The organism is Olleya sp. KJ81-1 (genome assembly GCF_055808135.1).
Window position 1 is genome coordinate 1,297,878 of the sequence record NZ_CM147854.1, and the last position, 22,240, is coordinate 1,320,117.

The 22,240-nt window shown below is 31.4% G+C and carries 26 protein-coding genes, 1 tRNA gene and 2 pseudogenes; 23 read left to right on the top strand and 6 right to left on the bottom strand.

What is annotated here, in order from left to right; genetic code table 11:
- Positions 1-2 precede the first annotated feature (2 nt).
- From AC0L3M_RS06175 to AC0L3M_RS06245, 15 genes and pseudogenes are all read left to right on the top strand, one after another.
- Positions 3-143: a DUF2256 domain-containing protein gene (locus tag AC0L3M_RS06175; protein ID WP_473432476.1), complete on the top strand. Its 141-nt coding sequence runs from the start codon at positions 3-5 to the stop codon at positions 141-143.
- A pseudogene (locus AC0L3M_RS06180) lies at positions 113-1,425 on the top strand (DASH family cryptochrome). Before AC0L3M_RS06175 ends, AC0L3M_RS06180 begins: the two are co-directional and overlap by 31 nt.
- A 239-nt stretch (positions 1,426-1,664) precedes the next feature.
- The gene (locus AC0L3M_RS06185; protein ID WP_473432227.1) at positions 1,665-3,197 is read left to right on the top strand and encodes a cryptochrome/photolyase family protein; all 1,533 of its coding nucleotides are present in this window, start codon (positions 1,665-1,667) and stop codon (positions 3,195-3,197) included.
- A 772-nt stretch (positions 3,198-3,969) separates the two neighbouring features.
- Positions 3,970-5,454, top strand: a complete 1,485-nt coding sequence (locus AC0L3M_RS06190) for a cryptochrome/deoxyribodipyrimidine photo-lyase family protein (RefSeq protein WP_473432228.1) — start codon at positions 3,970-3,972, stop codon at positions 5,452-5,454.
- A 111-nt stretch (positions 5,455-5,565) separates the two neighbouring features.
- Positions 5,566-5,994, top strand: a complete 429-nt coding sequence (locus AC0L3M_RS06195) for a hypothetical protein (RefSeq protein ID WP_473432229.1) — start codon at positions 5,566-5,568, stop codon at positions 5,992-5,994.
- Entirely contained in the window at positions 5,995-6,273 is a 279-nt protein-coding gene (locus AC0L3M_RS06200) for a TIGR03643 family protein (RefSeq protein WP_292948500.1), read from the top strand. It begins immediately after the preceding gene.
- 80 nt (positions 6,274-6,353) lie between these two features.
- Positions 6,354-7,031 (top strand): GTP cyclohydrolase I FolE, encoded by a 678-nt coding sequence (gene folE, locus AC0L3M_RS06205; RefSeq protein WP_409994629.1) that lies wholly within the window; start codon positions 6,354-6,356, stop codon positions 7,029-7,031.
- A gap of 4 nt (positions 7,032-7,035) precedes the next feature.
- Positions 7,036-7,260, top strand: coding sequence for a hypothetical protein (locus AC0L3M_RS06210; protein WP_145002039.1), 225 nt, complete (start codon positions 7,036-7,038; stop codon positions 7,258-7,260).
- Positions 7,261-7,357: 97 nt separating this feature from the next.
- Positions 7,358-8,040: pseudogene (locus AC0L3M_RS06215) on the top strand (SDR family NAD(P)-dependent oxidoreductase).
- A gap of 105 nt (positions 8,041-8,145) precedes the next feature.
- A complete protein-coding gene (locus tag AC0L3M_RS06220) occupies positions 8,146-8,586 on the top strand; it encodes a glutathione peroxidase (RefSeq protein WP_473432230.1) in 441 nt (146 codons plus the stop codon).
- Positions 8,583-9,044 carry a TspO/MBR family protein gene (locus AC0L3M_RS06225; protein WP_473432231.1) on the top strand — a complete coding sequence of 154 codons (462 nt, stop codon included), beginning with the start codon at positions 8,583-8,585 and terminating at the stop codon, positions 9,042-9,044. The genes AC0L3M_RS06220 and AC0L3M_RS06225 overlap by 4 nt, the downstream gene beginning before the upstream one ends.
- 10 nt (positions 9,045-9,054) lie before the next feature.
- Positions 9,055-9,516 (top strand): SRPBCC family protein, encoded by a 462-nt coding sequence (locus tag AC0L3M_RS06230; protein WP_473432232.1) that lies wholly within the window; start codon positions 9,055-9,057, stop codon positions 9,514-9,516.
- Positions 9,517-9,519: 3 nt separating this feature from the next.
- Positions 9,520-10,824 (top strand): cryptochrome/photolyase family protein, encoded by a 1,305-nt coding sequence (locus AC0L3M_RS06235; protein ID WP_473432233.1) that lies wholly within the window; start codon positions 9,520-9,522, stop codon positions 10,822-10,824.
- Between the two features lies 1 nt (position 10,825).
- Positions 10,826-10,963, top strand: a complete 138-nt coding sequence (locus tag AC0L3M_RS06240) for a hypothetical protein (RefSeq protein WP_473432234.1) — start codon at positions 10,826-10,828, stop codon at positions 10,961-10,963.
- A gap of 29 nt (positions 10,964-10,992) precedes the next feature.
- A complete protein-coding gene (locus AC0L3M_RS06245; protein WP_473432477.1) occupies positions 10,993-11,148 on the top strand; it encodes a SnoaL-like domain-containing protein in 156 nt (51 codons plus the stop codon).
- 66 nt (positions 11,149-11,214) lie between these two features.
- Here AC0L3M_RS06245 and AC0L3M_RS06250 read toward each other — a convergent pair whose 3' ends face one another.
- From AC0L3M_RS06250 to AC0L3M_RS06265, 4 genes are all read right to left on the bottom strand, one after another.
- Positions 11,215-11,598, bottom strand: coding sequence for a lipocalin family protein (locus tag AC0L3M_RS06250; protein ID WP_292948485.1), 384 nt, complete (start codon positions 11,596-11,598; stop codon positions 11,215-11,217).
- Between the two features lie 5 nt (positions 11,599-11,603).
- Positions 11,604-12,920, bottom strand: coding sequence for a UDP-N-acetylglucosamine 1-carboxyvinyltransferase (gene murA / locus AC0L3M_RS06255; RefSeq protein ID WP_191100881.1), 1,317 nt, complete (start codon positions 12,918-12,920; stop codon positions 11,604-11,606).
- Positions 12,921-12,928: 8 nt separating this feature from the next.
- Positions 12,929-13,588 (bottom strand): DUF4290 domain-containing protein, encoded by a 660-nt coding sequence (locus AC0L3M_RS06260; protein WP_145002048.1) that lies wholly within the window; start codon positions 13,586-13,588, stop codon positions 12,929-12,931.
- A gap of 71 nt (positions 13,589-13,659) precedes the next feature.
- A complete protein-coding gene (locus tag AC0L3M_RS06265) occupies positions 13,660-13,953 on the bottom strand; it encodes a DUF493 family protein (protein ID WP_145002049.1) in 294 nt (97 codons plus the stop codon).
- Between the two features lie 87 nt (positions 13,954-14,040).
- Between AC0L3M_RS06265 and AC0L3M_RS06270 the strand changes: the two genes are divergently transcribed.
- The 5 genes from AC0L3M_RS06270 (at position 14,041) to AC0L3M_RS06290 (ending at position 18,576) form a co-directional block, all read left to right on the top strand.
- Positions 14,041-14,583 (top strand): AAA family ATPase, encoded by a 543-nt coding sequence (locus tag AC0L3M_RS06270; protein ID WP_473432235.1) that lies wholly within the window; start codon positions 14,041-14,043, stop codon positions 14,581-14,583.
- On the top strand, positions 14,583-16,484 hold the full coding sequence (locus AC0L3M_RS06275; protein ID WP_473432236.1) for a RecQ family ATP-dependent DNA helicase: 1,902 nt from the start codon (positions 14,583-14,585) through the stop codon (positions 16,482-16,484). The genes AC0L3M_RS06270 and AC0L3M_RS06275 overlap by 1 nt, the downstream gene beginning before the upstream one ends.
- Positions 16,481-17,431, top strand: coding sequence for a methionyl-tRNA formyltransferase (gene fmt, locus AC0L3M_RS06280; RefSeq protein WP_292948477.1), 951 nt, complete (start codon positions 16,481-16,483; stop codon positions 17,429-17,431). Before AC0L3M_RS06275 ends, fmt begins: the two co-directional genes overlap by 4 nt.
- A gap of 192 nt (positions 17,432-17,623) precedes the next feature.
- Positions 17,624-17,896: an HU family DNA-binding protein gene (locus AC0L3M_RS06285; RefSeq protein ID WP_028281811.1), complete on the top strand. Its 273-nt coding sequence runs from the start codon at positions 17,624-17,626 to the stop codon at positions 17,894-17,896.
- Between the two features lie 119 nt (positions 17,897-18,015).
- Positions 18,016-18,576 carry a YqgE/AlgH family protein gene (locus AC0L3M_RS06290; RefSeq protein WP_145002053.1) on the top strand — a complete coding sequence of 187 codons (561 nt, stop codon included), beginning with the start codon at positions 18,016-18,018 and terminating at the stop codon, positions 18,574-18,576.
- Here the strand turns inward: AC0L3M_RS06290 and AC0L3M_RS06295 are convergent.
- Positions 18,573-19,415: an aminotransferase class IV gene (locus AC0L3M_RS06295; RefSeq protein ID WP_473432237.1), complete on the bottom strand. Its 843-nt coding sequence runs from the start codon at positions 19,413-19,415 to the stop codon at positions 18,573-18,575. The two genes, AC0L3M_RS06290 and AC0L3M_RS06295, sit on opposite strands and share 4 nt — an antisense overlap.
- Before the next feature lie 52 nt (positions 19,416-19,467).
- Positions 19,468-19,854 carry an START-like domain-containing protein gene (locus tag AC0L3M_RS06300; RefSeq protein WP_473432238.1) on the bottom strand — a complete coding sequence of 129 codons (387 nt, stop codon included), beginning with the start codon at positions 19,852-19,854 and terminating at the stop codon, positions 19,468-19,470.
- A 142-nt stretch (positions 19,855-19,996) separates the two neighbouring features.
- Here AC0L3M_RS06300 and AC0L3M_RS06305 point away from each other — a divergent pair.
- The 3 genes from AC0L3M_RS06305 (at position 19,997) to AC0L3M_RS06315 (ending at position 22,221) form a co-directional block, all read left to right on the top strand.
- Positions 19,997-20,070, top strand: a tRNA-Met gene (locus tag AC0L3M_RS06305).
- A 52-nt stretch (positions 20,071-20,122) separates the two neighbouring features.
- Positions 20,123-21,472, top strand: a complete 1,350-nt coding sequence (locus AC0L3M_RS06310; RefSeq protein WP_473432239.1) for a tyrosine-type recombinase/integrase — start codon at positions 20,123-20,125, stop codon at positions 21,470-21,472.
- A complete protein-coding gene (locus AC0L3M_RS06315; RefSeq protein WP_473432240.1) occupies positions 21,469-22,221 on the top strand; it encodes a hypothetical protein in 753 nt (250 codons plus the stop codon). Before AC0L3M_RS06310 ends, AC0L3M_RS06315 begins: the two co-directional genes overlap by 4 nt.
- The last annotated feature ends 19 nt before the right edge of the window (positions 22,222-22,240 follow it).

Genomic DNA, 22,240 nt, shown 5'->3' on the forward strand with positions numbered 1-22,240 from the left:
ACATTAAAAAACAAAACCTTCCAACCAAAACATGCCCAACCTGCCAATTATCTTTTGCTTGGCGTAAAAAATGGGAAAAGAGTTGGAATGACGTAAAATATTGTAGTGAAAAATGCAGACGAAACAAAACAAAAACAGCTTAGTTTGGTTTAAAAACGACTTAAGAACTCAAGATAATATTTCGCTTAAAAAAGCTATAGACAACAGCACATCTACTATTGCTGTCTACTGTTTTGACCCAAGACAGTTTAAATTATCTCCCTTTGGATTTAAAAAGACAGAAAACTTTAGAGGGCAGTTTTTAATTGAAACCATAACAGATTTAAAGCAACAACTCAAACAGCTTAATATTCCGTTGTTCGTTTACACGGAAACTCCAGAACATGCTATCCAAAATTTAGTTAAGCTACATAATATTTCGGCTATTTATCTTCAAAAAGAATGGACAGACGAAGAAGTTTCTACTATCAATTTAGTAAAAAACAACATTTCTGATGACGTTTCTTTTATTGAAACTTATGACCAGTTTTTATACCATCCGGAAGATATTCCGTTTAAAACGGAAGCATTGCCAAACGTGTTCACGCAATTTAGAAAACAGTGCGAAAAACTGAGTACTATCAGACCTTTAAACGTAACTAATTCAGCTACAGCTGAAAACTTCAACATAACAAACAACACAACAATTCCGACTTTAAAAGATTTAGGATTAGATGCTGTAACACAACACCCTAATAACGCATTTCCTTTTAAAGGAGGGGAAACCGAGGCTTTAAGACGCTTAAATAATTATTTTTTAAAACCAAAAAACTAGGCTTTTACAAAAAAACCAGAAACGGATTAATTGGGACGGACTTTAGTAGCAAGTTTTCGGCATGGTTAGCAAATGGAAGTTTGTCTGCAAAACAAATTTATTACCAAGTCAAACGTTTTGAAAACGAGCATGTAAAAAATGAATCTACTTATTGGCTAATTTTTGAATTGATTTGGCGCGACTATTTTAAATACGTCTCCCTAAAACACGGAAACCAACTGTTTAAAATAGGTGGTATTTTAAATAAAGAATACGATTGGTCTAAAAACCAAACAAAAATTAAACAATGGATTGACGGTAACACTGCAGAACCTTTTGTTAATGCCAATATGATTGAACTAAAAAAAACAGGTTGGATGAGTAATCGTGGAAGACAAAATGTTGCCAGTTATTTTGCAAAATCTTTAGAATTAGATTGGCGCATTGGAGCTAGTTATTTTGAAAGTATGCTTATAGATTATGACGTACACAGCAACTACGGAAACTGGATGTACGTTGCAGGCGTTGGAAACGATCCAAGAGACAGAAAGTTTAATGTAAAACTACAATCAGAACGCTATGATCCAAACGGAAAGTATCAGCGTTTATGGTTACAAAACACCCTATTTTAACTCACGTCAGTTAAAAAAATTAATAGTCCCGTAACACACGCCTTCCTTTAACTAAAGTAAGGTGGGTTTTCTTTAGAAAACTCAGAAGGTTTGACCAAAAAAGGCGAAGCACTTTAAAAATAGATAACAAAATTAAACAAACACTTCGCCTGCGCTCAGTGAGACATAAAACAGGAAGTACAACACTATTGACCGTTTGCGCGTAACCGAAAACAATGACATAACAAAACAACCAACCATTGAAAACATTAAGATTAATATTAGGCGATCAACTAAACAGTAAACACAGCTGGTACAAAGACAGTCCAGAAAACACAGTGTATTGCCTATTTGAAATGCGTCAGGAAACAGATTACGTAACCCATCATATCCAAAAAGTGGTTGGGTTTTTTGCTGCCATGCGAGATTTTAGCCAACATTTAAAAGGCCAAGGTTTTACCGTCCAATATTTTAAATTAGACGACACTAAAAACACTCAAAATTTAACAGACAACCTTAAGTTATTAATAGAAGAACATAATATTACTAAATTTGAATATCAATTACCTGACGAATACAGATTAGACCATCAATTGTATACTTTTTGTAACACTTTAGACATTGATACAGAAGCTTTTTCAACAGAACATTTTTATACAAAACGTCAAGATTTAAAACAGTTTTTTAAAGGTAAAAAGCAATACCTAATGGAAAATTTTTATCGTGATATGCGCAAAAAACACGATGTTTTAATGGTTGCAGGACAACCCGAAGGTGGTAAATGGAATTACGATAAAAGCAATAGAAATAAATGGAAAGCCGAACATCCAATTCCGCCTTACAAATATTTCAAAAACGATATTGAAGATATTATATCTCTGATAGAAAAAGAAGACATTAAAACCATTGGCACTTTAGACACCAAAACTTTTAGTTATCCAATAAACAGACAGCAAGCGCTTGAACAACTAAAATATTTTTGCGAAGTATTACTGATTCATTTTGGAGATTATCAAGATGCCATGCACACAGACCAAGTCTATTTGTTTCATTCTAGATTGTCTTTTGCAATGAATCTAAAATTAATTTCGCCTAAAAACATAGTCGATACAGTCCTTAATTATTGGCGCAAACATGGCGAGGATATTAATATTAGCCAAGTAGAAGGTTTTATAAGACAAATTTTAGGGTGGAGAGAATATATGCGTGGCATGTATTGGGCCTTAATGCCAGAATATAAAACGCTTAATTATCTTGAAAATAATAACAATTTACCGGATTTTTATTGGACAGGAAATACAAAAATGAATTGCCTTAAACAATCCATTACCAATAGTTTAGACAATGGATACGCACACCATATCCAACGTCTTATGGTTACAGGTAATTTTGCATTGTTAGCACAAATTAATCCTGACCAAGTGGACGCTTGGTATTTGGGTATTTATGTGGATGCTGTGGAGTGGGTTCAACTTCCTAACACCAGAGGGATGAGTCAATTTGCAGATGGCGGAAAAATAGCCACAAAACCTTACGTATCTAGCGGAAGTTACATACATAAAATGGGTAATTATTGTGATAGTTGCCATTATAATAAAAAAGAAAAACTGGGTGACAAAGCCTGTCCATTTAACAGTTTGTATTGGAATTTTCTTGATGATAAGCGCAAACAATTAGGTGATAATTTCAGAATGAAAATGATGTACAGCTTATTAGATAAAATGGAAACCAAACAATTAAGTAACCTAAAAGAAAGAGCACAGCAAATTATTGACAATCCTGATAACTTTTAAAAACATCTCGATACAATTTTTAGTGAAAAACTAAAAACCACTCGATGTGACGATACCGCAAAACACGTACATAAAACAGTAATAAAAACACAAAACAGTTACACAACCGTCACTTCGAGTGATTTGTGAGGCACGAACAAATTGTATCGAGAAGTAACAAATAGAACAAAAACATCTCGATACAATTTTTAGTAAAAAAACTAAAAACCACTCGATGTGACGATACCGCAAAACAAATAGAAATTAAATAAACAAAAAACACAAAACAGTCACACAACCGTCACTTCGAGTGATTTGTGAGGCACGAACAAATCGTATCGAGAAGCAATAAAATAAAATACATCTCGATACAATTTTTAGTAAAAAAACTAAAAACCACTCGATGTGACGTTACCGCAAAAAAAATAGAAATTAAATAAACAAAAAACACAAAACAGTCACACAACCGTCACTTCGAGTGATTTGTGAGGCACGAACAAATTGTATCGAGAAGCAATAAAACAACTTAAAAACCTCTCGATACAATTTTTAGTGAAAAACTAAAAACCACTCGATGTGACGTTACCGCAAAACATGTAGAAATTAAATAAACAAAAAACACAAAACAGTCACACAACCGTCACTTCGAGTGATTTGTGAGGCACGAACAAATCGTATCGAGAAGCAATAAAACAACTTAAAAACCTCTCGATACAATTTTTAGTAAAAAAACTAAAAACCACTCGATGTGACGTTACCGCAAAACACGCAGATAAACAAGAAAACAATAAAAATGAAACAAAACCTAAGCATAGTTTGGCTAAAACGCGACCTTCGATTAAAAGACAACGAAGCCATTACCAATGCTTTAAACTCAGGACAAAGCACACTCCTACTCTACACTTTTGAAGATTTTTTGTTACAAGACAAACACTACAGCCAACGTCATTGGGATTTTGTAAAACAATCTTTACAGGATTTAAATAGTCAATTAAAACCGTACAACACCAAGATATTGGTTGTCCAAAATAACATCCAAAAGGTTATTAAAACCATCAACACTACGTATAATGTCACACACATATTTTCTCATAAAGAAACCGGTATTTTATCTACGTTTAAACGGGATATCGCTTTCGCGGAATTTTCAGCCAAAAACACTATTGTTTGGTTAGAAAATGACAATAATGGTGTGCAACGTGGACTAACCAACAGAAAAACATGGTATCAGAATTGGGATAATTATATGATGCAAGCCGAGTTTCTGTTTCAACCGAAACCAAATCAATTACTAAACATAAATCAAATTGAAACTCTTGAATCGGAACTAAACACAATTTCCGTGAAAACGGACTACACAAAAAAGTTCCAAAAAGGAGGCACAACTACAGGTTTAAAATATATGCGATCGTTTTACAACGGACGCTATCATAATTACATGTACCACATTTCAAAACCATTAGATGCTAGAACGGGTTGCAGCAGGCTATCGCCTTATATAGCTTGGGGCAATCTATCCATAAAACAAGTTATTAATGGCGCCTCAGACGTTGTAAAGCACACCAGATACAAACGTCACTTAAATGCATTTGTATCAAGATTACGCTGGCAAGCCCACTTTATCCAAAAATTTGAGATGGAACATCTTATGGAATTTAAAAGTGTAAACAAAGGGTACCATCAACTTAATAAACCCGTAAACTTAAACTATCAAGAGGCTTGGAAAAATGGACAAACCGGATTTCCTTTGGTGGATGCGTGCATGCGATGCTTAAAAGAAACAGGGTATTTAAATTTTAGAATGCGAGCATTAGTAGTCTCATTTTTTACACATAATTTATGGCAACCTTGGCAGGATATGAGCGAGCATCTAGCAAGTTTATTTTTAGACTTTGAACCAGGCATACATTATCCACAAATACAAATGCAAGCAGGAGAAACTGGAATTAACACCTTACGTATTTATAATCCATTAAAAAATAGTATCGAACATGATCCTGATGGTCAATTTATAAAACAATGGGTTCCGGAATTGGCTAGTTTAGAAGCGCCATTTATCCACAATCCTAGCGAAATGTCATATTTTGATCAACAACTGACAGGCTTTCAGCTTGGCACAGATTATCCTTATCCAATAATTGACGAGAAACAAACTAGAACTTTTGCTAGTGACAGGTTATGGAGCATGAAAGACAATCCTCTAGTTAAAAAAGAAAGTTATCGTATCTTAAAACGACATACCTTAAGTGACCGTAATAAATTACTTCGCAATCAATAAGTTACTTCTATTTAAGGATAATTAAATTCAATATGTTAAATATTGTTTAACATTAACTTAAAAAGGTTAAACATTTTGTATATTTGAGTATAATTAAACGGAAAACAACTTTTGTTACTAAATACAACACATACTAATAAGGAGAACAACAAACTAATTGATGACATCGTTGGTAAGCCTTTTAATCTTATACAATCTATTAAGATGAGAGGAGTAGGATCAAAAAGAATGATTGTTGACGAAGTTAGTCCTAATATGGCATCAATTTTGAATACAGTTAGTGATACTAATTATGGGAATATAGAGTTAAGACCAATTGGTATCCTAATACACATAACAAAAGGCTTGAAAAATTTTACTTGGGCCATACCCTATTACCAATTAGTAGTGTATAAAACAAATGGATCTAGTATTCACTCTAACGGAAAATTTATTCATTTTAGAAATAATAAAACCTTTAAAGAGAATAAAAAGTTTTTTGATAAATTAATGAATGAGAAGATAAAATATGACGAACAATTTAATTTTTCGCCACTTTAAATGACAAAAGAATTTACAATTGAAGAACTAGATCGCATTATTGAAATGGCATGGGAAGATCGCACACCTTTTGATGCTATAACATTTCAATTTGGGTTAAAAGAGCAAGACGTTATTACCTTAATGCGTCGTGAAATGAAACCTAGTAGTTTTAGATTATGGAGAGCCAGAGTGCAAGGTAGAAATACAAAACACAGCAAAAAAAGAGTGTTTGAGGATGGACGTTTTAAATGCTCAAGACAAAAACAAATTACTCACAATAAAATATCTAAACGTTAGATATTTACAAAAACTGCTTTGATTTGGCTTGATTGACCAAATACAGCATATAAAAAGATAAAATGATTAAACAAGACATAATGCCAGCCCTAAACCATCAAGACCTTAATGGTATTGACTATCAAGACATTGGAGACGATCACATGTACACAGGTCTTGAAACACCTATGAAGCGTGACGCTTTCAAGTTTTCTGATGAAGTAAAGAAAGAAAAAATAGCTATACTTTTTGAAGAAATAATGGATGTTATGGGTTTAGATTTAACAGATGATTCATTAAAAGGCACTCCAAAAAGAGTGGCTAAAATGTACATTGATGAAATATTTTCTGGATTAAACCCTCAAAATAAGCCAAAAATTGCGTTATTTGACAATAAATACAAATACAATCAAATGTTGGTGGAGAAAAACATTACTTTCTACTCCAATTGCGAGCATCACTTTGTACCCATTATAGGTAAAGCTCATGTAGCTTATATTTCTTCAGGGAAAGTTATAGGCTTATCAAAATTAAACAGAATTGTACAGTATTTCGCTAAACGTCCTCAGGTACAAGAACGCTTAACAAACCAAATAGCAGAAGAGCTAAAAGCCGCATTGCAAACTGATGATGTTGCTGTTATAATTGATGCCAAACACTTATGTGTATCGTCACGAGGCATTAAAGATGAAACTTCTGCAACAGTGACGACTTTTTATGGTGGAAAATTTAATACACCAGAAAAAATAGCCGAATTACAAAATTATTTAAAAGAGTAGCATTATGAGTATCGTAGAAAAAGCAATAGAGTTTACAGAAAAAAAGCACAAGTTTATTACAACAAGTGATCGTATTCTTGCGTCAAGAGAAGCTAAAGATTTAATACTTGGTGTGAATGAGCTTTACAAAGAAAACAAAGATCCTAAGTTAATGGATATTATGAAAGATTTGACTGCTATCAAACAAAAGATTGAAAAACGACTAAAAGGAAGACCGTCTGCTGCATAAGCACTAGATTATAATCCAAATGACATATTAAGTGGTATTAATTAATAGGAGCAATCTTATTGATACCACTTTTTTTATACCTAAAAATCAAAAAAACATGGAAAATTTAGTAATTATAGGAGGAAGTAAAGGTATTGGTAAAGCCATTACACAAACTTTTTAAACACGCACAAGGTAATAAACATAAGTCGCACTAAACCTGACTTTGAGCATGATAACCTTATACATCATAATTGTGACATACTAACTGAAGCATTACCTGATATAGAAGCAGTGGACACACTAATTTATTGTCCAGGAAGTATTAATCTTAAACCTATAGGTAGACTAAAATTAGATGATTTTAGAGCAGATTTTGAAATTAACGTCATTGGTGCAGTTAAAGCAATACAAAAGTACATTGACCCTTTAAAAAAAGGAAACAATCCGTCCATTGTATTATTTAGTACTGTCGCTGCAAAATTAGGTATGCCTTTTCATGCTAGCGTTGCTGCCTCAAAAAGTGCAATAGAAGGACTAGTTAAATCTGTAGGAGCAGAAATGGCTCCAACAATTAGGATTAACGCTATTGCACCAACGGTTACAGACACTCAATTGGCCTCTAAACTATTACGCAATGAGAAAATGATTGAGAATATAACAGATAGGCATCCTCTTAAAAAGTTTTTAAATCCTCAAGAAGTAGCAGATATGGCCCAATTTTTAACCTCAGAAAAAGCGTTATCAATCTCTGGTCAAGTCTTTGAAATGGATTGCGGTATAGTAAGTTTTAAAATCTAATAGCATGAATCCATTTAAAGCATTTGTTGCTACTTTTTTTCTAGAAGTAATCCTAAAATTGATTTAAAAAATCTACCAAGCATCTACGATATTAAAATTAATAGTTTGCAAGGACAACCAATTAATTTAAGTGCTTTTAAAGGCAAGCACATCTTATTTGTTAACGTTGCTTCCAAATGTGGTTTTACACCACAATACAAAGATTTACAAATCTTACACGATACTTATAAAGATAAATTACAAATTATAGGAGTGCCATGTAATCAATTTGGAAATCAAGAACCTGGAGATGCTAATGCGATAGAAGAATTTTGTGAAGTAAATTACGGAGTTTCATTTTTAATTACCGAAAAAATAGATGTTAAAGGACACAACCAACATCCTTTATATTCTTGGCTTACACAACAACAAAAAAACGGTAAAAGTAATTCATCAGTAAAGTGGAATTTTCAAAAATACATTGTTAGTCCAGAGGGTCAATTATTAGACTATCTATACTCTACTTCTAATCCAAATAGCTCAAAAATCACTAAATATTTAAAATGAAGCAACTTTTACTTTTCTTAATATTTAGCGTCATTAATTTTGGTGGATTAGCTTTTGGAAGTTGGTTAATGGATAATGGTCCTTTATCAGATTGGTACACTAATTTAAATCAAGCACCTTGGACACCACCAGGTTGGGTTTTTGGTGTAGCATGGACGTTGATAATGCTGTGTTTTTCGGTTTACCTATCCAAATTATTTTCACTTGTAAAAAGTAAAAAATTAATTTTTGTTTATGTTTTACAAGTATTTTTAAATGTTAGTTGGAATTATATTTTTTTCAATTTACATCAAGTGTTTATAGCTTTAATAGTCATTGTAGCATTAACTATTGTCATTTTATATCTATTTTTTAAGTACAAACAAACACTCAAAAATCTAAGTTATTTATTGTTTCCATATATCATATGGCTAATAATTGCTACATCATTAAACGCTTATATTTTAATATATAATTAGACTAATTATTATGAAAATTTATAGATTACATAAAAAACAAAACTTACCAATTACTAAAGCGCAAGCTTGGGATTTTTTATCAGACCCAAAAAACCTAAAAACAATAACTCCAGATTACATGGGATTTAATATCTTGTCTGGAGCAGATAGACCCATGTTTGCAGGTCAAATCATACAATACATTGTCACACCTGTTTTAGGCATAAAAACAAAATGGGTAACAGAAATAACACACGTTAAAGAGGGTGAATATTTTGTAGATGAACAGCGTTTTGGACCATATGCCTTATGGCATCATAAACATTTTATTAAAGAAATTGATGGTGGTGTAGAAATGGAAGACATCATAGATTACAAAGTCCCTTTTGGCGTTTTAGGACAGCTAGTACATCCCATAATAGTTAAACCTAAACTGGAAGAAATTTTTAATCACAGAACGAAAAAATTGGAAGCACTTTTTGGAAAATATTAATACATGAAAACACCTATAAACATTTTTTGGTTTAGACGCGATTTAAGATTAGACGACAACGTTGGTTTTTTTAACGCGTTACGATCTGACCATCCTGTTTTACCAATTTTTATTTTTGATAAAGCCATATTAGATCAATTACCTAAAGACGATGCACGTGTAAGTTTTATATATAATACTTTACAAAACATGCGTGACACATTACAAGCAGAGCACCAAAGTAGTATTGCAATGTATTATGATAATCCAAAAGATGTTTTTAAAACTTTGATGGATGAGTATACTATCGATACTGTTTTTACAAATCACGATTACGAGCCTTATGCTACAAAAAGAGATAAGGAAATAGAAAATTTATTATCAAAAAACGAGATTAAATTTAAGACCTATAAAGATCAAGTTATTTTTGAGAAAGATGAAGTTGTAAAAAAAGATGGTGACCCTTATGTTGTCTACACACCTTATATGCGTGTATGGAAAGAAAACTTTAAATCTTATAATCTAGAAATTTATTATACAAATTCCTACCTAAACAATTTAGTAGAACATACAAGATTGCCTAATTTAAGTTTGTCCGATATTGGTTTTAAACAATCATCACAAAAAATAGAAGATTACACAGTTACACCAACATTAATTCAAAATTACGAAGCTACTAAAAACTTTCCTGCTAAAGATGCCACCTCTAAATTGGGTCCACATTTACGTTTTGGAACAGTAAGTGTCAGAAAAATGATTAAAAAAGCTATTGCAGAAAACAATGAAATTTTCTGGCAAGAACTAATTTGGCGAGAATTTTTCATGCAAATATTATGGCATTTTCCACACACTCACAAAGAAGCTTTTAAGGCAAAATATGATCGTATAGAATGGCGTAATAATGAAACCGAATTTAAAGCATGGTGTGAGGGTAAAACAGGGTATCCATTAGTAGATGCTGGCATGCGCCAACTAAACAAAACAGGTTTTATGCATAATCGCGTACGTATGTTAGTGGGTAGTTTTTTATGCAAGCATCTTTTAATTGATTGGCGTTGGGGAGAAGCTTATTTTGCCGAAAAACTACATGATTATGATATGTCTAGTAATGTTGGTAATTGGCAATGGGTAGCTGGATCAGGAGTCGATGCTTCACCTTATTTTAGAATATTTAATCCAACAACTCAAATTGATAAATTTGATAAACAACATGACTATATTAAACAATGGGTTCCGGACTATCAGGAGCTTACTTATCCGCAACCAATTGTTGATCATAAAGAAGCAAGAGAGCGTTGTTTAAAAGTTTATAAGGAAGCTGTTGCCTAATATGTGTATAGGAGGTCAAAACCTAGACTATGTAAAACAATTGTATGCAGATAATGTAGTGTGTAAAGAAATTCCAGAAATGCCAAGAGAAACAACTTCCGGAAAGAAAATATCTGAAATAAAAGTAAAGAATGTCTAGAAAATCTGGAAGCGTTTCATGCTAGTTCCATTAGTGAACCTGTTGTGGCTGGTAATTTTTTTACTGCAAAAATGTCTTTTGATTGTACATTTAAAGACAGAGGAAGACAACAAATGGAAGAGGTTTGTGTTTATGAAGTTAAGGATGGTAAAATAGTTAGTGAGCAGTATTTTTATAATATATAGTAAGTCTAATACCTTTTTAAAACTAAAAAAGCTTCAATTTTTAATTGAAGCTTTTTAATAATAGTTTTATTTTCTTTTGAAATAAATTTCAATAACAACGTCCTCTTCTTTATTTACTGATTTCATAATAAGATTTTCGTTATCTAATTGCACTACTTTGTATTGTTCTTCAGGAACATATTCTTCTTTAATTGTCAGTATTTTTTCATCTTCATTATATATCCAAGTACCAGAATGTTCAGTATCAATAGTGCCTTCATTAGTTATATATGAATTGACTATACCATTTTCTAAAAATTCAATATAATTCCTGTCTTCTTCTTTTTCTTGCTCAACTGTATTGACCGTTACTTTATCAATTTCCCATTTACCTAATATCTTATCTATTGATTGAAAAGATAATAATGTAAATACTAGTACTAAAATTAATGGTGTTTTTAAGCTTTTCATAGGTATTAATTTCCTTCTAAACGTTCTATTTTGGCTCCAATAGCTTGTAAACGTTCTACAATTTTTTGGTAACCTCTATCAATCTGTTCAATATTATGAATTGTTGACGTTCCTTTGGCAGATAATGCAGCTATTAATAATGAAATACCTGCTCTAATATCTGGAGACACCATTGTGGTTGCTTTTAATTGTGATTTAAAATCATGACCCATTACTGTTGCTCTGTGTGGATCGCAAAGTATAATTTTTGCTCCCATATCGATAAGTTTATCTACAAAAAACAAACGACTTTCAAACATTTTTTGATGTACTAAAACTTCACCTTTTGCTTGAGTAGCTACTACTAATACAATACTAAGCAAATCTGGTGTAAATCCAGGCCAAGGTGCATCTGCAATAGTTAATATAGAACCATCAATGTAGTTTTGTATTTGGTAACCATCTTTATGTGCAGGAATGTAAATATCATCCCCTTTTCTTTCAACAGTAATTCCTAATTTTCTAAACACATTAGGTATTTGTCCTAAATCATCCCAACTTACATTTTTAATAGTCAGTTCACTTTTAGTCATTGCTGCTAAACCAATCCAACTCCCAATTTCAATCATATCTGGTAGCATGGTATGCTCTGTTCCGCCTAAGCTATCAACACCTTCAATGGTTAGTAAATTAGAACCAACACCAGAGATTTTTGCTCCCATACGGTTAAGCATTTTACAAAGTTGTTGTAAGTAAGGCTCACAAGCTGCATTATAAATAGTTGTAGTACCTTCTGCTAAAACAGCAGCCATAACAATGTTAGCTGTACCTGTTACTGACGCTTCGTCTAAAAGCATATCTGTCCCAATTAATTTATCTGCTTCTACACCGTAAAAATAGTCTTCACGATTATATCTAAATTTAGCACCAAGATTAATAAACCCCTCAAAGTGTGTGTCTAAACGACGACGTCCAATTTTATCGCCTCCTGGTTTTGGGATATACCCTTTACCAAAACGTGCTAATAATGGTCCAACCATCATGATTGACCCTCTAAGTCCACTACCCTCTTTTTTAAAATCGGCAGTTTGCATGTAGTCTAAATTAACTTCGTCTGCTTGAAACGTATAAGTTTCGTCTTTTATCTTGTTAACTTTAACGCCTAAATTACCTAATAGGGTAATTAATTTATTAATGTCAATAATATCAGGAATATTATTTATGGTTACTTTTTCAGGAGTTAATAAAACTGCACATAATATTTGTAATGCTTCGTTTTTTGCGCCTTGAGGCTGAATATCTCCTTTTAGTTGGTGACCACCTTCAATTTTAAATGTTCCCATAAATAGTATTAGTATCTTTTTCTGTTTCTGTTTTGATTATTGTTTTTCTTTTGTCCTGTTTTTTTATTAGAACTGTTAGAATACTTTTTGCCACTAGAGGCTTTCATTAATCTAGTCGAGTCTGTTAAATCTTCGTCTGTATTTTTTAAATTAATTTTACCATCAGACAATTCATATAAATGGTCATAAATCACATCATCCTCTACTGTATCTTTATTCCAATTTAAAAAACACTTTTTCATGTGATTAGCAATGGTATATGTCAACGCTTCTTTCATTTCGCCATCTTCCCAAGTGTTTGCGACGTCAATCATGGTTTTTATATTATTACCATAAAATCTATATTTTGGAAAATTTTGAGGATACTTTAAAGGTTGTGGACGCTCTGACAGCTCTTCTTTTGAAGGAGCTCCATATGGTGAATCTGCATCTAGCTCAAAATTTGACATTATAAATAACTGATCCCATAATTTGTGCTGAAAATCGGCTACATCGCGTAAATGCGGTTGCATGTTTCCCATTACAGCTATTATAGATTTAGCTAGTTTATTACGCTCTTCTTTGGTCTCTTGTGCTTTAGCATGATTAATCATTTTTTGAATATGGCGTCCATACTCTGGAATGATTAAATGTTCACGCTCTGTGTTATACTCTATGTCGTCTATCAAAATAAAAAAAGTGTAGAAAGTTATATGTGTTGCATTGAAGTCTCTAATGCTTGTGCAAAATACAAAAAAAATTAAAGACTTATCACGCCTTCTACTTTTTCTGTAACTTCAAGATACTTTTCTATAACATGATCAGGGTTTTTCATTGTTACATTAATAGATACGCTAGTATATTTACCGTTACTAGACTCTTTTGTCCTAATTACTGATCCCATATTATCAAAGATAGCTTCAATTTCGGCTATTTTTTGTAAATCGGATAATACAATAAATTTATATAAATATTCATTTGGCCACATCGCTGTGTCCTGTAATTGCGCCTTTAATTTTGCGTAAAATTCTTCTGGATTTGGTGTCTTATTCATACCTTTTTAATAAGCAACAAATATACCATTTTGTTTATATTTTTTTAAAGAATATATTTCGGATTTTTACAAATAAATTATTTCCCTTTGAAAGCAAAAAAAATAGTAATTACAGGAGGTCCAAGCACAGGAAAATCGGCAATCATAAACGAATTAACTAAACGTGGCTATACTTGCTACGAAGAAATTTCTCGTCAAGTGACGCTTGAAGCAAGAGAAAAAGGTATTGATCAAATGTTTTTAACGCAACCGTTATTATTTAGCGAGCTATTATTAAAAGGTCGCGAGCAACAGTTTAAAGACGCTGAAAATAGCGATAGTGAATTTGTTTTTTTAGACAGAGGTGTTCCTGACGTTGTGGCATACATGGATTATGCAAACGAAGATTATCCTGATGCTTTTGTAAAATCGTGCCAAGATAATGTGTACGACTACGTTTTTATATTAGCACCTTGGCAGGAAATTTACCAAAGTGATGCTGTGCGTTACGAAAGTTTTGAAGAAGCAAAAATTATTCATCAAAACCTTTTAAAAACTTATAATAAATACGATTACCACTTACAAGATGTTCCGTTTGGTAGTATAGAGACTAGAGCGCAACATATAATTGATGTTGTTAAAGCATTATAATGGCGCATCCAATAAACATATTAGAACGTTATTGGAAATTTACGGATTTTAGACCATTACAGGAAGATATTATTAATGCTGTAATTAATAACGAAGACACTTTTGCATTGCTACCAACTGGTGGCGGAAAAAGTGTTTGTTTTCAAATACCTGCTTTAGCTAAAGAGGGAATTTGCATTGTTATATCTCCATTAGTTGCATTAATGAAGGATCAAGTTAATGCCCTTTTAAATAAAGGAATTAAAGCTATTGCTTTAACTAGCGGAATACCAAATAAAGAAATAGACACTCTTTTAGATAATTGTATCTACGGAAACTATAAGTTTTTATACTTATCACCAGAGCGTTTACAGCAAGAGCTAGTACAAGATCGTATTAGACAGATGAATGTTAATCTTATTGCTGTGGATGAAGCCCATTGTATTAGTCAATGGGGAAACGATTTTAGACCAGCTTATAAAAACATAAATATATTACGACAATTACATCCAACGGTTAATGTTATTGCCTTAACAGCAAGTGCAACACCAGAAGTGGTGGAGGATATTATAACCGAATTGGACTTTATTAGTCCTAAAGTTTTTAAACAATCTTTTTACAGACCTAATATTGCTTATATGGTTTTTGAAGAAGAAGATAAATACTTTAGACTTGAAGCCATATTACTTAAAAACAAACAACCCTCTATTATATATGTTAGAAACAGACGTCTAACATTAGAAATAACCCAATACCTAGAAAGCAAAAACATAAGCAGCACTTACTATCATGGAGGATTAAACAATACTATTAAAGACCAACATTTAAACGATTGGTTAAGTAGTAAAAAACAAGTCATGGTTGCCACCAATGCTTTTGGAATGGGAATTGATAAATCTGATGTAAAAACAGTAATACATATTAACTTACCTGATAGTATAGAAAGTTATTTTCAAGAAGCGGGACGTGCTGGTCGTGATGAAGCTAAAGCGTATGCTGTAATTTTAAAAAACAAAAATGATAATACTGCTTTAAACAATCAGTTTTTAAAAGTTTTACCAACGGTAGATTTTGTTAAAATTGTTTACAGAAAACTATGTAGCTATTTTCAAATATCCTATGGTGAAGGTGCATATCAAACCTTTGATTTTAATTTTAATGAGTTTTGCAAAACTTATAAGTTTAATACTGTAACTACTTATAACGCCTTAAATATATTGGACAATACCAGTATAATTACGCTTAGTAAGCAATTTAATAAACGTATTGAGGTCCAATTTTTAATTAGTAGTCACGCCTTATTTAAATACTTGGACGCACATAAAGATTTTGAAATTATTATAAAGTCTATATTAAGAACTTATGGCGGAATTTTTGAGCATAGTACAAAAATAAATAGCAGTCTTATTTCTGATAAAGCAGGAATTAAAGAAATTAGACTTGTATATGTTTTAGAACAATTAGCTAAAGATGAAGTTATTACATTACTTATTAATAAAACAGATGCTCAAATTACCTTTATAGAGCCTCGTGAAGACGAAAAAACCATAAATCGTATTGCATCCATAATTAAACAACAAAACACATTAAAACAAAAACAAGTACAAGCAGTATTGGATTATATCAATAATGACCAACTTTGCAAAAGCATACAACTACTAACTTATTTTGGTGAAAAAGATGTACAACCTTGTGGGATTTGCAGTGTTTGTATTTCCGCGAAAGCGAAACCTAAAACAGACTTTAAAACAGTTAAAAATAAAATAATTGAATGCTTAGAATTTGGAGACAAAAACTCTAAAGCATTATTTAAAACGTTACCTTTTACAGAAGAGGATATAAACAATACACTAAAAAAACTATTAGAAAATGACATTGTAGAACTTACAAAAACTAATAGTTATAAATTAAAACATATATGAATAAAGACATAAAAATTGTATTTATGGGTACACCAGAATTTGCGGTAACGACCCTTAAAACTATTTTAGATCACGACTATAATGTCGTTGGTGTTATTACAGCACCAGATAAACCTGCTGGACGTGGACGTAAAATGCATGAGTCTGCAGTAAAAGTATTTGCAAAACAAAAAGGCTTAAATATATTACAACCTACCAATTTAAAAAGTGACGATTTTTTAAACGAATTAAAAGCTTTGGAGGCAAACCTTCAAATAATAGTCGCTTTTAGGATGTTACCTAAAGTTGTTTGGGATATGCCAAAGTATGGCACATTTAATTTACATGCCTCATTACTACCAAACTATCGTGGTGCAGCGCCAATAAATTGGGCTATAATTAATGGTGAAACAAAAACAGGTGTATCTACCTTTTTTATTGACGAAAAAATTGATACAGGCGAAATGATTTTGCAAAAGGACATTGCAATTGATCCTTCTGAAAACGCAGGAAGCTTACATGATAAATTAATGATGTTAGGAAGTGACTTAATAATAGACACTATAAAACTTATTGAAAAAGGTGATGTTACAACTACACCACAGTCCGAAGATGCTATTTCTAGAACAGCATATAAACTTAACAGAGATAACTGCAAAATAGACTTTACACAACCTATAGAAGCTATTTACAATAAAATAAGAGGATTAAGTCCATATCCTGCTGCTTGGTGCGAATTGCATAATAATGACGACGTTTTAGACATCAAAATTTATAAAGCTGAAAAAGAATTTGAAGACCATAACATAGAAGTAGGTACAATTATTAGCAGTAAATCTACACTTAAAGTAGCTGTTAAAGAGGGTTTTATAACTATATTAGAATTAAAATTACCTGGAAAACGAAACATGGAAGTAAAATCTCTTTTAAATGGTTATAATTTTGACGAAGACGCAAAACTTCGCTAAACCCTTAGTATCACTGATATTGCTATAAACCATTAAAAAAACGTCCTCTTTATTAACAAATGCTATAAGTTATTAACAAATGTGCGCATTTCCCTTGCTATTACTTGCATAGTAGCATAATCCGTATAAATTTGTAAAAGGATTTAACAAAAACTGTTAATCAACTATTTATTAATAATTAAAATTAAAATTATGAACAAAACAGATTTAATCGATGCTATGGCAGAACACGCAGGAATTACTAAAGCAGCTGCAAAGAAAGCTTTAGAGTGTGCGTTAATCGAAATTGAAGGATCTTTACAAAAAGGTAATAGAGTTTCTTTAGTAGGTTTTGGTTCTTGGTCAGTATCTAAAAGAGCTGCAAGAGACGGAAGAAACCCACAAACTGGAAAAACTATCAAAATCAAAGCTAAAAACGTAGTTAAGTTTAAAGCTGGTTCTGATTTAGCAAATGCTGTTAACTAGTATTTGTTTAAAATATTTCAAAAAGCCTTCAATATTGAAGGCTTTTTTTATTTTATATACATCATATACTTTGTTTATTAAATAAATAATGCTACATTTAAGAAACAAATCCTTTTAAAATGACTACAACCAAACCAGAAAAGGGTGACTTATTAATCGCAGAGCCTTCTATAATAGGAGATATGTCTTTTAATAGATCTATAGTACTGCTTACAGATTATAATAAAGAAGGCGCTATAGGTTTTATTTTAAACAAGCCCCTAAATTATACCATCAGTGATTTAATTCCAGAATTAGATGCTTCTTTTAAAGTCTACAATGGTGGCCCTGTGGAGCAAGATAATTTATATTTTATACATAAGCGTCCAGACTTAATCCCTAATAGTGTAGAGATTTCTTTAGGAATTTTTTGGGGAGGAGATTTTAATATTGTCGCTAATTTAATTGCTGAACAAAAAATCACAGCAAATGATATCAAATTCTTTTTAGGCTACTCTGGATGGGAAAGCAACCAATTGGAAACTGAACTTAAATCCAATGCATGGGTTGTTACAAAAAACACCTACAAGAAAGATATTATTGAAAAAAGCTATGAAACCCTTTGGAAAGAAAAAATGGTCGAGTTAGGTGGTGACTACTCCATTTGGTCTAATGCACCTGAAAACCCAAGTTATAATTAGCCTATTCTAACTTTCACGTTTAGCTTTTGTAACAACATTTTTGCTGTTTCATTTTTAAACACCTTTTTTCTATATTTAGTAATAGGCTGGATACCTTGTATAACGTTTGTTAGAAATAACTCATCTGCTTTTTGAAGCTCAAAAGGAGATATTGATGTTTCCTCGATGGTGTATTCTGGTAAAAGTTTAATAATATCAATTAATTGTTTTCTTAAAACACCTTTTAAACACCCATCAGATAATGGAGCTGTTTTTATGATATTACCTTTTACTAAAAACAAATTTCCATTTAAGGCCTCTACGACACTTTTATTAGTATTTATTAATAAACAGTTGTCTAACCTATTTTCTTTTGCATAAATGCTTCCTATTACATTCAAGGCTTTATTATTTGACTTTACTGTTGTCAATAAACTTGGAGACAAATAATGATCTTTAAACAAATCTACCTCATAATTTTCTTCGTTTAAAAGATAAAAATCACTGTCTATTTTTTTTACACTTATCACAAAGTTAATCGTATTGTTTTCAGGTAAATATAACCCACCTTCCACTCTATCAACCTGAATTTTTACACGTGCAGATTGTGTATTTAAATCGTTAGCCTTTAAGGTGTTTATAATTTGCTCTTCTATAAACTCCATTGTAAAATCCATTGGTATTTGCATTCGCATAATACGCATGGATGCCATTAATCTAAAGTAATGGTCTTCAAAAAACAATAATTTACCATGTACCGCTTTTATAGTTTCAAAAAGCCCATCTCCATAGGAATAGCCACGATTATTATTAGAAATCACTAAATTATTTTCTTGAATTTTACCGTTAAAATTTATCATAAAAAAAGTCCCATTTTTCAATGGGACAAATATACTTTAAATGTATTTATTTTTAGGCAGAACCTAATACTTGTTTTAAATCAGAAATTTGGTTGGTCCAAAGCATTTTAGCTTCATCAACTTCATCTTCTTCAGCAAAATCAGTAATAATTATTGATACATCTTTTGTTATTTCGTCTACTTGAATTTTTATTTCGAAAAAATATGGTTCATCCACATCCGCTAACCATTTAAACTTAATACGCTCGCCAGATTTTTTTGTAATTAATTTAGCCTGCTCTTCAGAACCATCCCAAATAAATTTATATAATTCTCCTCTAGAATTTACGTTATCAGCAAACCACTCTGACAACCCTGAAGGTGTCGATATATATTGGTATAGTAATGATGGTGAAGCATGTACAACAAACTCCATCTCGTACTTTATTTTATCTTCCATTTAATTGTAGTCTTGTAAATTTTATTTTGTCCAATATATACATTAATTAATAAGTTTAGAAAATATTTCAAATAAAAATTTTTATTTAAAATAATGTTTGCCAACAAGAATAATGTTTATATATTTGCACTCTCAAAATTATGGCGAGGTAGCTCAGTTGGTTAGAGCGTTGGATTCATAACCCAGAGGTCAGGGGATCGTGCCCCCTTCTCGCTACAAATGTAAAACGATTGTAAATAAGCGGTTTAGTCTTCTAAACCGTTTTTTTATGCTTAATTTTAAACAGATTATTACATTTGCGTACGAAAGTGAATACGATAATGCATACGATTTGAACACAAAAAAGAAATTTTCAACACCTAAAATTTACGACGCTAACGGTGATTTATCGAAGCGTTGGTACGTTTATTTCTCTTATAGAAATCCAAAAACAGGTAAATTAAAACGTATCACTCCCTTTTATGGTGATGCAAATAAGTATCGAAGTAAAGAAGATCGTATGCAGGTTTTAACTCAATACCGAAAAACACTGCTTAAATTTTTACAACAAGGGTATTCGCCTTTTGCAGATAATAGCCAATTGCACTCTAGTTTAAATAAGAAAATAGAAAAACCTGTTATAACTTTAAACCCAGTTAAGACTGAAATAAAAGTAATTGAAGAAGTCATAGAGACTACTCCAATAAAAATAGAGGAAAAAGTTGAAGAGCCTAAAATGGAAATTCGCGAGGCTTTTGACTTTGCTCTTAATTATAAAAAACAGGTCGTAAGTGTGACAACTTTTAGAGGTTATAAAAACCGCATTGATGTTTTTTTAAAATGGATTAATACGACTCATCCAACTATAAAAAACATTGATGAATTAACAAAAAAGATCACTTTTGAGTTTTTAAATAGCGTTTTAGAAAATACAAGCGCAAGAAATAGAAATAATTATAGAACAGAATTAAGTAGTATTATTCAAGTTTTAGAGGATAACGAATTAATTAAGTCAAATTTTGTCAAAAAAATTCCAACATTAAAGACAACTCCTAATAGAAATAAAACTTATACTCAAGAAACTCAAGAGGCTATTTTTAAACACTTAGAGGACAATGATCAAGTCTTATTGCTATTTATAAAATTTATATCCTATAATTTTTTACGCCCAATAGAAGTTTGTCGACTGCAAATAAAGGATATAAACATTGCTAATAAAACAATACAGTTTAAAGCAAAAAACAGTCCCCTAAAAACTAAAATCATTCCTGAGTTGCTTTGGAAAGAGCTACCAGATCTTACACAATTTAATCCTGATGATTTATTGTTTGCAGGAGACCAAATTGGAGGTCATTGGGATGCCAAACTAAATAACAGACGTGATTTTTACTCTAAACGATTTAAAAAAAATGTCAAGCAAAAATTTGATTTGGGTATAGATTATGGACTTTATAGTTTTAGGCATACTTATATCACTAAATTGTATAGAGCTTTAGTAAAGGAGTCTTCTCCTTTTGAAGCAAAAAGTAAATTAATGTTAATTACAGGTCATTTAAGTATGTCGGCTTTAGAAAAATATTTACGTGATATTGATGCGGAACTACCTACTGATTATTCTGATATGCTAAAAAACAAATGAGTAAATTAGATTTACATAAAACATACACTGAGTTGTCATTTAAAACATGGAATAACCTAGTGTTTTTTGTGCCTAATATTTTCTTTGAATTAGAAACTTTAGACGAAAGCACTAAAGAAATGTTGAAAAACACCTTTGATCAAAAACTGCTAATCGTGGGTGAACCCATGAATATTTATGAATATGACTTTGATACTGATGGTACAAAGTACATCAACCAAATGACTAATTTAGGTAAAATCATTTTTGATCTTTTACAATTAAAAAGCCAGTTAAATGAGTTTGAATTCTCCTACCTATTAGATCAATATTATGTACAAGCAGAATGTTGTCTTTCTGTTACTAATTGGATTAAAAATAACACCAATCAAATTAAGAGTTTAGACAATAAAGTCAGAGGTATTTTTAATATTCAGTTCAACACTTACAGAAAACATTTTGAAGATTTAATTAAACAATTTTATCCTAATCCAGAATTAATGCCTGAAGATAGATTAAATGTCTTACAGCTAATTAAAACTAACTTTAAAAGCATTAAATCAAATATAAACGTACCAAACCAAGAAATTTCAGAACTTAATAACTCAAAAGAGCATCCAATTAATACTAAAGCTTTTTTTGATAATTTATTAGAACAAACCACAAAATATAAGGCTAGTAAAACTGAATTACCTAAGCAAAAAGTGTTAGTTACAGAGCAACAAGCGAAAAAAGCCATTTTAAGTCAAATTTTTAATATTCGGGAATAAGTTATAATTTAGCGTAAAA